We start from the raw sequence: 12,957 nt of genomic DNA on the forward strand, positions 1-12,957 counted from the left end.
TTGTTGCGCATACATCTTTTGGTTTTTCTTCGAAGTCATTTCAAAGTATTTTAAAGTTGAAAAGTCATAATAAGATAACGCACTTTCTGCACTGGCTTGATGTGCCTTCACATCATAAAAGCTGGCAATTTTTCCCCGGCTCATGGTGTTTTTTTGCAGTTTAGCAAATCTTGTGGCAGCTTCCTTTTTATATGAACGATTGCCAGTGGCTTCAGTGTACATTTGTAATGCACGAATAATTCGCAAATCATCCAAGGTAGCATTAACGTTGAATTGTTTTTTTGTAGCGGTCACATAACGATAACTGAACTGTGAACCCTGATCAAAGGTGGTTTTCGTAGCCGCATAAAATTGTCGAAACTTTTTATACTGATGCGTGGTCACCAAATATTCGAGCCAAAAGCCTGATGATTCAGATAATAACTCATGGCCCCGTGCTTCATCTTTTCGATATGTTTGTTTTTTATAATTAGTGTAAATACCTTTCTTGGTCAACATTTTTTGCTCAATAAAAGTTGATAACTCTTGTTCCTGTGATTGATAATCACCATATTTCGTCACTAATGAAAAATTACTTTGCGACTTAGGAACAATTGTCTCAACTTTTGAATCAGCACAGCTTACCAAAAAAAACATCAACAAAAAAATTAGTGAAACATTAAATTTTTTTTGCATGCAATAGTCGACCTTTACCCATAATTGAAACCCAATTCTCAATTTCTACTTTAATACAATTGTCTTGTTTTTAATATGTATCATTTCAATTTTTTTAAATTTTTTGAACCATTTCACCTGTTTTTATTGATTATGGAATATTATTTCAATATATAAATTTATACTGAAGTTTTTTTGATATAATCAAGTCAAGGAGGCGGTTCTATGGCTTTGAATATTAATTTAATAAATGGTCGCAGTATCCACATTACTGAAGAAACTTATATCATTGCTTGGAAATATCAATCCTCAATGATGGCTAGCAACGCTGATCACTACTATCTCGATTGTATCTTCAAGGGTGGATTTGAAGATGGCAAGATCACTGAAGAAGACGAAGAGAATAAGTTGGAAGGTTTGATCAGCGCAGCTGATTGGATCACCATAGGCAAAGATAGCAAGAATTCTTTGAAAACAACCGCAGTTTTAAGTATTACTCGAGAATAAAAAAAGGGCTCAGTCATTTGACTGGGTCCTTCGTGCTCTCTGGGGGGAAAGCAGTAATCAGTATTTTTGATTACGCCAAATATTACCATGAAAAAAAAACAATTTCCAGAGAAAAGCCTGAATACAATTATTTAGTTATCAACGGATTGATTAATTTTTGAAGTTTCATTTAAAACCTCACAATAGTCATTTTGGGAAGATTCAAAACTCTTTTTTTGAGCAGCTTCAAAATACCTAACTTTGTGATCCAGTTTCTCAAGGTATCTCTGTGACTGTTCGATTTGTCTCAATACTTCAGCACGTTGCTTTTTAAACATCTCTAAACGCGCTTCTAAGGTAGAATCGCCTTCAAGCGACATATTGACAAACTCTTTGATTTCTTTTAAGGACATCCCTGTTTCTTTCAAACAAGCAATCAAATCAACAAAATCAAGGTCATTTTCTGTAAACTCCCGGCGACCGCCAACTCCACGATGAACAAATGGCATCAAACCTTCTTTATCGTAATATCGCAAGGTGTAGCTGGATAAGCCTGTCCGTTCAGCGACCTGCCCGATTGAATAAGCCATATCGCAATCCTCTTTTCATAAAAATATCATTTTAATTATACCCGTTATTATCGCTAAATACTGTAACAAGCATCTAAACCGATTTAATACTTGTCGCATAAAAATCCCAGTGGGTTAGCCATTTCTGGTTAATCCACTGGGATTATTTACTTTTCGTAATTTAATTTATATCACAAATTAAAATTGTGACATGTATGTATCACGTTCCCATTGCGAAACGGTTTGTTGATATCTAGCCCACTCGGCATTCTTAGCAATGAAGAAACTATTGGTTAAGCCTTCACCAAGTGATTGTTGGACATATTCATCTTTTCTAAGAGCCTTTAAAGCGTTGTGTAAAGTGGATGGTAAGTCAGTAATGCCTTTTTCACGACGTTTTTCTTCTGACATTTCATAGATGTTGTCTTTAACTTCTGGCATCAAATCATAATCGTTGTTGATTCCATCTAAGCCAGCATCCAAAATACATGCGATAGCAAGATATGGATTAGTTGCTGGATCAACACTTCTTAATTCGATGCGTTTTGATTTTCCACTAGCAGCAGGTACACGTACTAATGGTGAACGGTTTTTACTTGACCAAGCAATGTAAGTAGGAGCTTCAAAGCCAGGTACTAAACGTTTATATGAGTTAACGGTTGAATTATTTACTGCGGTTAAGGCACGAGCATGCTTCAAAATTCCACTCAAGAATTTCTTAGCTGTATCTGACAACATGTCATTTTCATCATCAAAGATATTCTTATCGCCTTCAAAGAGTGACATATTGATGTGCATCCCAGAACCATTGATACCTTGCATAGGTTTTGGCATAAAGGTTGCATAGAGGCCATGTTGTTTAGCAATCGTCTTAACAACTAGTTTGAAAGTCTCAATACTATCAGCGGCTGACAAAGCGTCTTCATACTTGAAGTCAATTTCTTGTTGACCTGGTGAAACTTCATGATGACTCGCTTCAACTTCAAAGCCCATCTTTTCTAATCCTAAGACGATATCTTTACGAACGTTGACACCTAAATCAACTGGTGAAAAGTCGAAATAGCTACCATCATCGTTCAAATGTAAAGTTGGATTACCATGTTCATCGGTATTGAATAAGAAAAATTCTGGTTCTGGTCCGATGTTAAAGTTGGTATAACCCATTTTTTCCATCTTCTTAAGGATTCTTTGAAGATTTACTCGAGGATCGCCTTCAAATGGTGTGCCATCAGTCTTATAAATGTCACAAATCAAACGAGCAACCTTGCCGTGTTCTTCTCCCCAAGGGAAAATCAACCAAGTTGATAAGTCGGGATGTAATAACATATCACTTTCTTCAATTCGCGTGAAGCCATCGATTGATGAACCGTCAAAAGTAATCTTATTAGCTAGAACCTTATCTAGTTGTGAAACTGGAACTTCAACGTTCTTGATGATTCCGTTGATATCAGTAAACATCAAACAAATAAATTCAACGTTTTCATCATTTACCATTTTTGTAATGTCTTCTGCAGTATAATGTTGCACTTTTAACCACTCCTATTGGATATACCGATTTTTGGTGAGTCACTAATAAACGTTATTAATATACCGTTCTATTAATAATATGAAGATAATACCAATTTGACTTATTACTGTCAATTACTTTTCATATACATTTTCAAAAAATTCCATTATTGAATAATGAATTTATTATATATGAAAATTTTATCACATTTTACTTTTTTATTAGAAAGTTTTGTTTGACTTCTGAACAATTTCTAGGTAAATTATAGATACGAACGAAACTTAATATTAAAATAATAATTGTTCGTAATTAATGGAGTGAATAGTAAATGCAAGTTTTCGATTATGAAGATATCCAACTAATACCGAATAAATGTATCGTTGATAGCCGTTCTGAATGCGATACTAGCATCAAATTTGGGCCAAGGACTTTTAAAATTCCAGTCGTACCTGCCAATATGCAGACGATCATTGATGAAAAGTTAGCTGTAAAACTAGCCGAAAACGATTATTTCTATGTGATGCACCGTTTTGAGCCGGAAAAACGTGTTGGCTTTATTGAAGATATGAACCAACGTGGTTTATATACTTCCATCAGTGTCGGAATTAAAGCAGCCGAATTTGATTTTATCGATACTTTAGTTGAGAAACATTTAACACCTGATTATATTACGATCGACGTTGCCCATGGTCACAGCGACCGAGTTATTAACATGATCAAGTACATCAAAGAGAAATTACCCGATTCATTCTTAATTGCTGGAAATGTTGGTACACCTGAGGGAGTCCGTGAACTAGAAAATGCTGGAGCCGATGCTACCAAAGTTGGGATCGGTCCTGGAAAAGTTTGTATCACCAAATTAAAAACTGGTTTTGGTACTGGTGGTTGGCAATTAGCTGCTGTCAGACTTTGCGCAAAAGCCGCCAGCAAACCTATCATCGCTGATGGTGGTGTTAGAAATGACGGTGATATTGCTAAATCGATCCGCTTTGGTGCCGACATGGTGATGATTGGTTCACTTTTAGCTGGTCACAAGGAATCTCCTGGTAAGATCATCGAAAAAGATGGTCAAAAGTACAAAGCATATTTTGGTTCAGCCTCACAATATCAAAAAGGCGAATACAAAAATGTCGAAGGTAAAAGAATGCTAGTTCCATATAAAGGTGAAATTATGGATACTTTGGCAGAAATGAAACAAGACTTACAATCATCGATCTCCTACGCTGGTGGCCGCGATGTCAATTCATTACGTAAGGTAGATTACGTAATCGTTAAAAATTCAATTTACAATGGCGATGTTTATTAAAAAAAAATAAAAAAAGAAGCTGACGACTGGGTGTTCGTCAGCTTTTTTTTATGAATGGGATAGTTCATGTTCAATTTGATAAGAATCAGTTGTCCATCAAACAACGATCTGTAACTATCAAATTTAACATTACTTTAACACATTACAACCTAATTAAAAAGTATGAAAACTTTTAAGGTAAAAAAGATTTTTTCTAATATTTAATTATTGACTTGACGTGCTGAGAAATGGTGAATGCCTTGATTACGTTTTTCAAAACCCTCGGTTTTACTTACGATATAGCGAGGTCGATCGTTGACTTGATCTAAGACTCGGCCGAGGTAACTTCCCAAAATACCCAACGATAACATCAAGAGTCCTAGAGTAAAGAGTAATATCGTCACTCCTACTCCGGCAAGGCTATAGTTACCATTAATAATCATATATCCTAAAGAAAAGACTCCGCTCACTAAAGGCAAGATTGAGAAGACATTGACAAATTGTAAAGGCTTCATTGAAAATGATGTGATCCCATCAATCGCTAATTTAACCATCTTAGAGAGTGGATATTTGGTCTCACCAGCAATTCTCTCTTGACGATGATACTTAACGCTTGTCTGTTTGAAACCGATCCAAGTTACCTGACCTCTGACAAAGGGGTCTTTTTCGTGCAGTTTCAATAATTGCTGGACAGCTTTGCGATCCATTAGACGAAAGTCACCGGTATCGAGCGGCATATCAATTGTGGCCAATTTTTGGAAAGTTCGATAAAACATTTTAGCGGTGAATTTTTTGAAGAAAGTCTCACCGTCACGTTGCATCCTCTTCCCATAGACGATCTCATAGCCCTCGTGCCATTTTTCAATCATTTGAGGAATGACTTCAGGCGGATCTTGTAAATCAGCATCCATGACGACCACAGCATCACCTTTGGTGTATTCTAGGCCAGCAGTAATCGCTAATTGATGGCCGAAATTTCGTGAGAACTCTACCAATTTAATATTATTATGCAACTTAAGTGCATGTTTGATGATTGATACTGATTTATCTTTCGAACCGTCATCAACGAAGATCAATTCATACTGTTCCTCTTGCTGTTCAACATAATTTAATAACGTATCGATCGTTGCTTGAATTCCAGCTTCTTCATTAAAGACTGGCAAGACGATAGAAATCAATTGATTTTTCATAATTATTTTCCTTTCGTTGACTATTTGTAAATACTTGATAAATCGTAAAGGGTTCCTGATTGACCAGGTCCACCCATACCACCCATTGCTGATGAAGCTGATTTTGCATTCTTCTTCATCTTCTTGAGTTGAGCTTTAGTTAGCTTTTTCTTAGACCCAGTTGGTGGCGTCTTCGTATTTCCGGTAGCCCCGCTTGGAGCAGCGCCACTTGGAGCTTTAGTGCCACTAGGCTTAGTGCCGCTAGGTTTAGTTGGTGGATTACCTGACTGTGAACCAGGGGCATTTCCAGCTGCACTTGATGGCTGTGTTGGAACAGTAGTAGATTCATTTTTAGTTGAAACCGTAACTGAACTAGAATTATTAGTTGGTGTGGAACTAGTTGAAAGTTTAACTTTTTTTGCATGCTTCTTGATCCAAGAAACAATTTTACTATTGTTACCACCTGTCTTACCACCAGAATAGTAATACTTCAGCTTGCCTTCCTTAACTAACTTCTTGAATTGTTTTAAAGTAATCGCGTTATCGGTACCATTAAATCCACCCATGGCCATAACAGCTTTACCAGTTTTAATGATATATGGTGCAGCGGTACTAGAGTCATCTGTTGCAAATAAGTATTCTGCTGATCCTTGATGCTTTTCAAGATACTTCAACAAGGTTGTATCGACTTGAGAATTACCCATACCGCCACTGCCACTGCCGCCAGATAACAGCGATGGTCCAGCACTTGGAATACCGTCACTAGAACCAGCTAAAGTTGGAGTCAATGACCACCAAGTTGGTGCTAACATCATAATAATCAATGCAACAATCGGCCAAATTCGTTTATTTTTCAAGCGAATTGCGATCCATGGCAATACAAACAGTGGAATTGAGATGATGATTCCCGCAATTAAGAGAATCCATGACAAGGTTGGATAATAATCGTTTAAATACCAAGCTTGCAAGCAACCCGTTGATAAAATCGCAACCGGCAGAAACATCGACCAGATAGATTTCTCACGCCATTGCTTGATAATTGTAAAGATTCCTACACCTGCTAAGGCTGCCATAGCTGGAGCTAACATGATGGTGTAATAAGGATGGAAGAAACTTGCTACGGAGAAAAATCCTGCTACAGGAACTAACCATCCCATCCATAGCCAAAGGTTCCTTCTTTGGAAATTAAGACTGTACCACTTCTTCTTGGGATCTTGATAATAGATATAACTAGAAATTACTCCAAAAACAGCGAGTAACATCAACCAACTAATTTGCGGACCAAGTTCTTTTTGCAATAATCTAAATGGACCAGCCGTACCAATATTGAAGGCACCGCCACCACCGCCTGCTCCAGCGGCTTGTCCACCAGGTTGACCGTTTTTAGATCCAGTCATTGATGGTGCACCACCTTTAGTTGAGCCAGTTGGCTTAGATGGTGGATTACCCGTACTTGACTTCTTTTTCGAACCACTTGGTGGTGTTGGAGCATTCTTTGATGACTTAGAACCACTTGGTGGCGTTGGGGCATTCTTTGATGATTTAGATCCACTCGGTGGTGTCATTGACTTACTGCTCTTTTTAGAAGAGCTGCTGCCCATACCGGGGAAAGCTCCACCTGTACCAGTAGTTTGACCGAGCAGACGTTCAGTCCCGTTATAACCAAAGGCTAATTCAAGAGCTGAGTTAGTTTCTGAACCACCCTCATAAGGACGGTTTGAAGAATTAGTCAGATCAACTGACAATGGCCAAATTAAGGTAAAGATAGCTAGAAAAATAGTTGCAATCGACAAATGAGCCAATTTCTTTTTCCAATTAACTTTAGCTGCCAACCAATAGTAGAGATAAAGGGCTGGTAAAATCATAAAAGCTTGTAACATTTTGACATTAAATGAAACGCCCATTAAGGCAAAACCGATCCATAAATATCTTTGTTGACGATTTAAAACGGCTTTTTGGACGAACCAAACTGATAACAATAGGAAAAATACTAAGGTTGCATCCATATTATTTGTTCGTGAATCTGCCACCACGATAGGTGTCAAAGTCATTACTAAGGCTGCAATCCGGGCAGGGATTTTTCCGAATGGTTTTGATACTAAGTTATAGATCAAATAAACTGATCCAATTCCAAACAGGATCGATGGTAGGACAACGCTCCAACCATGTACCCCGAAAATCTTAGCACTGATAGTCATAAACCAAAGTGCTACTGGTGGCTTATCAACCGTAATAAAACCAGCAGGATCAAAACTGGCATACCAAAAGTTCTTAAAACTCTTAGTCATACTGACGATTGCTGCCGTATAGAAGTTATTGGCCTCACCCGCTTCCCAAATATTCCAGGCATACAAGAATGCAGCCAAAATTAAAATAGCGATTAACCAATAATCATATTTAATAGTTCTTAATTTATCGAAAAAATGTCTATTCTCATTTTTTTGAACGCGACTTGATTTCTTTGATTCCATCATTCATCTTCTCCAATCTCTAAAAAAATATATTTATTAAAAAACAAATGACCGAATAGCATAAAATCGAAACAATAATCGATTTCATTTGTGATTTATTTTTCATCTACTCAAGTTCCTTTCTTAACAACAAAAACCAGATTAGACAAACTAACTTAAAATCAGCTTAAATCGAAAATTTTGCTTTATAATTATGACTAGAGAAATTAAAGGAGTCCATTATGTCAAATAATATTAGAATTTTAGTAGTTGAAGATGATGAAAACCTTGCGAATAATATTGCCTCTTTCTTATCTGATTTTTCAGAAGTAGATATCGAAAACGATGGCTTGAGTGGCAAATTTGCAGCGACGGAAGATGTTTATGATTTGATCATCTTAGATATTATGTTGCCTGAGATGAACGGCTATGATGTCTTAAAAAATATACGTCAAGATAAAATCAATACCCCGGTCCTAATTTTGACGGCCAAAGCAGAAATCGACGACAAGCTGCATGGTTTTGACTTAGGAGCCGATGATTATTTAACGAAGCCATTCCACCGTGAGGAGCTACAAGCACGTGTGAAGGCTTTGCTGAAAAGAAGTGGCGTCCTCGCAGATGATTCCGTTCTAAGGATCAGCAATCTAGAAGTTAATTTAAATAGTCACGAGACCACAGTTGATGGCAAACAAATCGCTTTGAATGGTAAGGAATATGATTTATTAGTTTATTTGTTGCAAAATAAAAATACTATCCTGACTAAAGACCAAATTTTTGAAAGGATCTGGGGGTTTGATTCTGATACTTCCATCACTGTAGTTGAAGTTTATATGAGTAATCTTCGTAAAAAACTCCGCCCTTCAGCAAATGACAATTTGATCAAAACTATTAGAAACGTTGGGTATATTTTCCAAGATGAAACCGAAAACTAGACAAACTAAAATTACTCGTCGGCAACAATTCAAACTTTTCCTTTCAATCATGGCTTCTTTTGCGATCCTATTCTTAACTTTGGGAATCATTATCTTTAACCTTTTCCAATCATCTACTTATCGGAGTATTGATAAAGATATTCGTAATCAAGTCATTGCCATCCAAAAGCAACCCAACCTTTCAAAGAAAAATACTCCTGATCCTCATGATCTAAATCATCCCTTAAATCAAAAAAAACCAGATCCCAAAGCCCCCTTTCAGACCTCGATTCTGGTTTTTGATAATAATGGCAAACTACTGAATAAATCAAGCTTAGGTAGTCGCTATTCAGTGCTAAAAAATATTAAATTACGTAAATCACATATTAATGATAAAGAAACTCTCGTCGTTAACAATATGAACTTCCGGTCGATTTTGATCAAAGTTTCTAAAAAGAATAATAATCCAATGTACGCTGGACACTACGTGTTGATCATGCAAAATGTCGATACACAGATTCAAGCCATCAAGAACTTCGAGGAAATTTTAATTATGACCTTCTTCATCTTCTGGGTCATTGCTTTAGTAATATCTTATTTCCTAGCTCGGATCAATATGTTGCCAATCGTCAAGTCCTGGAAGCAACAGACCGAATTTGTCAACGATGCGGCCCACGAATTACGGACACCTTTGACGATCATTCAAGGTAAGCTGGAATACATGTTGACTAAGCCTACTAAGACCATCCTTGACGAGGCCGAAGCAATATCTGTTTCCTTGGATGAAGTAAATCGTTTAAATTCTTTAACTAATAATTTGTTAGTTTTAGCACGGTCAGATTCTGCAACGACAAAGTATGATTTTGAATTAACCACTCCCGATTTCTTTTTGAAAGATCCAATCGAGCCTTTTAAAGACATCATCAACTCGCAATCAAAAGTCTTTCAGATCAACCTATCTCATCAGCCAACGCTTTATCTTGACCGAGATAAGATAAAGCAGCTATTGATTATTCTCTTAGATAATGCCACCAAATATACACCCAAAAATGGCACGATTAAGATTTATGACCAAATCGAGGGTTCAAAATACCAATTCATCATTTCAGATACTGGAGTCGGTATCGACGATGCTGACAAGAAAAAGATTTTTGGTCGCTTCTATCGAGTCGACAAATCGCGAAACACTAATAGCGGCGGTCATGGACTAGGCTTAGCCATTGCCAAACAAATCACTGATCTTCATCACGGACACATTTTTGTTCGAGATAACTTGCCTCATGGCAGTGAATTTGTAGTCGAATTACCAATTAAACGCCAGTAAAGGGGGGAAAATCAATTGAATAAAGCGCAAATAAAGAAATATTGGTTTGATTTTCTCAAAGATAAGAACCCACTGGACTACCCTCTGGGCGACATTACAATCTTTGGAGCCGAACCAGACTTACTAGCTCAACTAGTCAAAGACAATATCAAGACCGCCACAACTTCGTCATATGCCTTATACGAACCAACTGAATATATGCCCACAGTTGGCGACTATAATATCATTTTGGACGGGAATGAAAATCCAGTTTGTATTACCAAAACGGTCGTAACGGAAGTAGTCCCTTTTAACCAAGTTAGTGCTGAACACGCTTATCACGAGGGCGAAGGTCCCCGTACTTTAGAGTATTGGCGTCAAGTTCATGAGGAATTTTTCAGACAGGAATATCACGATTATGGTCAAGAATTTGATGAAAATATCCCTTGTCTATGTGAAGTTTTTGAACGTATTTACTGATCTTTTTCTTTTAATACAAATAAGGACAAAAACCTTGCTTGGTTTTTGTCCTTATTTAGATTGAACACTTCAAAATAATTAAAACTACTTGTCCAACTTTTGCTGGTCTAAAGAATCAGAGATTTTCTTCAAATACATGACCATCTCTTCTTCCTTACTTGCCTCTTCTTCTGCGTCTTCTGCCGCCTTAGCATCACGACTATTAATAATCTTGTTCATAACTTTAACTAACAAGAAGACCACTATCGCAATAATCAGGAAGTTGATGATCGATTCAATGAATGAGCCATATTTAAAGGTAGCATCACCAACTTTAAAAGCAAGGTTACTGAGATCGATTTTCCCTAAGAATAAACCGATCAAGGGATTGATCAAATTCTTTACCAAAGATTGCACGATTGCCGTGAAAGCAGCCCCCATAATGACACCAACGGCCAAGTCCATTACATTGCCGCGACTAATAAAGTCCTTAAATTCTTTTATCATATTCCCAAATCTCCTAAAAATAGAATTCTATCTCTAATTATGGTTGATTTCCGGTGGATTATGCAAATTTTTTAATAATTAATTTTAGACAAATTGTCTAACTCAAATTATTCTTCACCTATTTTCATCTCTCAAAACCGGTAAATTCAATTATAATTGACTGTGAAAGGCTGTGAAAAAATGGACAAGTTAGCTATTTATAAAATGATTCTCGAAATTATATCTCAAGATAATCCGCAAGACTTCCAAGCATTGCTAGATGATTCTCGAAAATATCAAAGCGTAAAGAATTTTATTGCTAGTGATGAACCCAATCTCTTTTTGATTCAAGACATGCAAGAATCTGTTATCAATATGATCGAGGCCGGGTTGATATCTGGTCAAGTCAATCCTATGAAATACGTTACTCTCATCACTCTTAACGGATTGACAGCCGAAGGATTTCAATATTTAAAAAAGTTACGTGAAGAAGAAACTGAAAAGAAAATTAAAGCTATCATCAAAAGTAATAATCAGGCCCTCAATGCCCAAACTGTCACCGAAGCTCTTTCGTCATTGATTTTTTGACAAAAAAACAATCAAAACGTTGAAATCACAACATCTTGATTGTTTTTTATTTAAGACTATTCTCGATTGCTGATGCCGTTGGCGGGAGTCGAACCCGCACTCGGAAACCCGAACAGCGACCTGAACGCTGCGCGTCTGCCAATTCCGCCACAACGGCATAGTAGTATAATTGTTGAACCAATTAGACTACAATTAAAATAATACTACAAATGGAGGAACTTGTAATGGAAAAAATTAGTAAAAGTATTCTAAATCAGGTAATTAGTCCTCGAGCACCAGAATCATACAAGGGAACCTATGGAAAAGTATTAGTCATTGCAGGATCAATTCACTTTGGGGGTGCAGCCATTCTGGCAAGCAGTGCTGCTATTCATTCCGGTGCAGGTTTGGTAACAGTTGCCACTACTCCAGAAAAATTTTTAGCCCTGAACACGACTATCCCCGAAGCGATGACTATTGATTATCACCACCAGAATGAATTATTGAGTGCCATCGAAAATAATGATGTTATCGCCATTGGCCCAGGCCTAGGTACTAGTAAACTAGCGATTGACTTAGTTAAATTAACTTTAGATCAGGCGACATCAAGCCAAACACTTATTATCGACGCTTCAGCCTTAACAATCATTGCCGAAGAAAAGCTCCCCTTAAAAACTTCTGCCCACGTAATTTTAACTCCCCATCAAGGCGAATGGAGACGACTTTCCCAGCTACCTATTCCTGAACAAGTTGAATTGAACAACTTTGAAAGTTTGCAAAAAATTAATCCGCAAGCTGTTTTAGTTCTCAAAAAACATCATTCCGAAATTTATTATCAAGATATGTCCTTCAACATCACCGCTGGCAATCCCGGTATGGCAACTGGAGGTATGGGTGACACCCTGACCGGAATCATCTCCGGATTCATTGCTCAATTTGGTTACTCTTTAGCAACTATTCAAGCTGCCCTTTTGATCCACAGTACGATTGGTGATTCTTTAGCTGAAAAGCACTACGTTGTTTTACCTTCAACAATTATCGAGAAGTTACCTAAATATATGCAAAAATACAGTTTACTTGAACGTTGAACAAACTTAACCACTATATT

General features: G+C 37.1%; 12 protein-coding genes, 1 tRNA gene and 1 pseudogene. 7 read left to right on the forward strand and 7 right to left on the reverse strand.

Annotation, left to right across the window (positions count from 1 at the left end; all coding sequences use genetic code 11):
* Positions 1 to 636: pseudogene (locus ACG72T_RS11535) on the reverse strand (hypothetical protein); the annotation flags it as partial.
* A 243-nt stretch (positions 637 to 879) separates the two neighbouring features.
* Here ACG72T_RS11535 and ACG72T_RS11540 point away from each other — a divergent pair.
* Positions 880 to 1,161 carry a hypothetical protein gene (locus tag ACG72T_RS11540; protein WP_395266304.1) on the forward strand — a complete coding sequence of 94 codons (282 nt, stop codon included), beginning with the start codon at positions 880 to 882 and terminating at the stop codon, positions 1,159 to 1,161.
* Between the two features lie 131 nt (positions 1,162 to 1,292).
* Here ACG72T_RS11540 and ACG72T_RS11545 read toward each other — a convergent pair whose 3' ends face one another.
* Complete coding sequence (locus ACG72T_RS11545) at positions 1,293 to 1,730, reverse strand: MerR family transcriptional regulator (protein ID WP_395266305.1); 438 nt, start codon at positions 1,728 to 1,730, stop codon at positions 1,293 to 1,295.
* Between the two features lie 177 nt (positions 1,731 to 1,907).
* Positions 1,908 to 3,236, reverse strand: coding sequence for a type I glutamate--ammonia ligase (gene glnA / locus ACG72T_RS11550; RefSeq protein ID WP_395266306.1), 1,329 nt, complete (start codon positions 3,234 to 3,236; stop codon positions 1,908 to 1,910).
* Between the two features lie 308 nt (positions 3,237 to 3,544).
* Here glnA and guaC point away from each other — a divergent pair, with 308 nt between their 5' ends.
* A complete protein-coding gene (gene guaC, locus ACG72T_RS11555) occupies positions 3,545 to 4,522 on the forward strand; it encodes a GMP reductase (protein ID WP_395266307.1) in 978 nt (325 codons plus the stop codon).
* Between the two features lie 200 nt (positions 4,523 to 4,722).
* Here guaC and ACG72T_RS11560 read toward each other — a convergent pair whose 3' ends face one another.
* A complete protein-coding gene (locus ACG72T_RS11560; protein ID WP_395266308.1) occupies positions 4,723 to 5,691 on the reverse strand; it encodes a glycosyltransferase family 2 protein in 969 nt (322 codons plus the stop codon).
* Positions 5,692 to 5,711: 20 nt separating this feature from the next.
* The gene (locus ACG72T_RS11565) at positions 5,712 to 8,144 is read right to left on the reverse strand and encodes a glycosyltransferase family 39 protein (RefSeq protein WP_395266309.1); all 2,433 of its coding nucleotides are present in this window, start codon (positions 8,142 to 8,144) and stop codon (positions 5,712 to 5,714) included.
* 218 nt (positions 8,145 to 8,362) lie between these two features.
* On the opposite strand from ACG72T_RS11565, the gene ACG72T_RS11570 reads away from it, so the two are divergent.
* Genes ACG72T_RS11570 through ACG72T_RS11580 form a run of 3 tightly spaced genes read left to right on the forward strand, consistent with a single transcriptional unit; the run spans position 8,363 to position 10,817 of the window.
* On the forward strand, positions 8,363 to 9,055 hold the full coding sequence (locus ACG72T_RS11570; protein ID WP_395266310.1) for a response regulator transcription factor: 693 nt from the start codon (positions 8,363 to 8,365) through the stop codon (positions 9,053 to 9,055).
* Entirely contained in the window at positions 9,039 to 10,358 is a 1,320-nt protein-coding gene (locus tag ACG72T_RS11575; RefSeq protein ID WP_395266311.1) for a sensor histidine kinase, read from the forward strand. Before ACG72T_RS11570 ends, ACG72T_RS11575 begins: the two co-directional genes overlap by 17 nt.
* A gap of 15 nt (positions 10,359 to 10,373) precedes the next feature.
* Positions 10,374 to 10,817 (forward strand): ASCH domain-containing protein, encoded by a 444-nt coding sequence (locus ACG72T_RS11580; RefSeq protein WP_395266312.1) that lies wholly within the window; start codon positions 10,374 to 10,376, stop codon positions 10,815 to 10,817.
* 84 nt (positions 10,818 to 10,901) lie between these two features.
* Here ACG72T_RS11580 and mscL read toward each other — a convergent pair whose 3' ends face one another.
* On the reverse strand, positions 10,902 to 11,303 hold the full coding sequence (gene mscL, locus ACG72T_RS11585; RefSeq protein ID WP_395266313.1) for a large-conductance mechanosensitive channel protein MscL: 402 nt from the start codon (positions 11,301 to 11,303) through the stop codon (positions 10,902 to 10,904).
* Between the two features lie 180 nt (positions 11,304 to 11,483).
* Here mscL and ACG72T_RS11590 point away from each other — a divergent pair, with 180 nt between their 5' ends.
* Positions 11,484 to 11,870, forward strand: a complete 387-nt coding sequence (locus ACG72T_RS11590) for a hypothetical protein (protein WP_395266315.1) — start codon at positions 11,484 to 11,486, stop codon at positions 11,868 to 11,870.
* 73 nt (positions 11,871 to 11,943) lie between these two features.
* Here ACG72T_RS11590 and ACG72T_RS11595 read toward each other — a convergent pair.
* A tRNA-Leu gene (locus ACG72T_RS11595) sits at positions 11,944 to 12,027 on the reverse strand.
* A gap of 67 nt (positions 12,028 to 12,094) precedes the next feature.
* Between ACG72T_RS11595 and ACG72T_RS11600 the strand changes: the two genes are divergently transcribed.
* A complete protein-coding gene (locus ACG72T_RS11600) occupies positions 12,095 to 12,937 on the forward strand; it encodes an NAD(P)H-hydrate dehydratase (RefSeq protein ID WP_395266316.1) in 843 nt (280 codons plus the stop codon).
* Positions 12,938 to 12,957: the final 20 nt, after the last annotated feature.

Origin of the sequence: Companilactobacillus sp. FL22-1, assembly GCF_043951805.1 — a bacterium.
In the GTDB taxonomy this organism is placed as follows: domain Bacteria; phylum Bacillota; class Bacilli; order Lactobacillales; family Lactobacillaceae; genus Companilactobacillus.

Coding starts and splice junctions, on each gene's coding strand:
- ACG72T_RS11540 (WP_395266304.1), top strand. CDS start 880: ATGGCTTTGAATATTAATTTAATAAATGGTCGCAGTATCCACATTACT.
- ACG72T_RS11545 (WP_395266305.1), bottom strand. CDS start 1,730: ATGGCTTATTCAATCGGGCAGGTCGCTGAACGGACAGGCTTATCCAGC.
- guaC (WP_395266307.1), top strand. CDS start 3,545: ATGCAAGTTTTCGATTATGAAGATATCCAACTAATACCGAATAAATGT.
- ACG72T_RS11560 (WP_395266308.1), bottom strand. CDS start 5,691: ATGAAAAATCAATTGATTTCTATCGTCTTGCCAGTCTTTAATGAAGAA.
- ACG72T_RS11565 (WP_395266309.1), bottom strand. CDS start 8,144: ATGATGGAATCAAAGAAATCAAGTCGCGTTCAAAAAAATGAGAATAGA.
- ACG72T_RS11570 (WP_395266310.1), top strand. CDS start 8,363: ATGTCAAATAATATTAGAATTTTAGTAGTTGAAGATGATGAAAACCTT.
- ACG72T_RS11575 (WP_395266311.1), top strand. CDS start 9,039: ATGAAACCGAAAACTAGACAAACTAAAATTACTCGTCGGCAACAATTC.
- mscL (WP_395266313.1), bottom strand. CDS start 11,303: ATGATAAAAGAATTTAAGGACTTTATTAGTCGCGGCAATGTAATGGAC.
- ACG72T_RS11590 (WP_395266315.1), top strand. CDS start 11,484: ATGGACAAGTTAGCTATTTATAAAATGATTCTCGAAATTATATCTCAA.
- ACG72T_RS11600 (WP_395266316.1), top strand. CDS start 12,095: ATGGAAAAAATTAGTAAAAGTATTCTAAATCAGGTAATTAGTCCTCGA.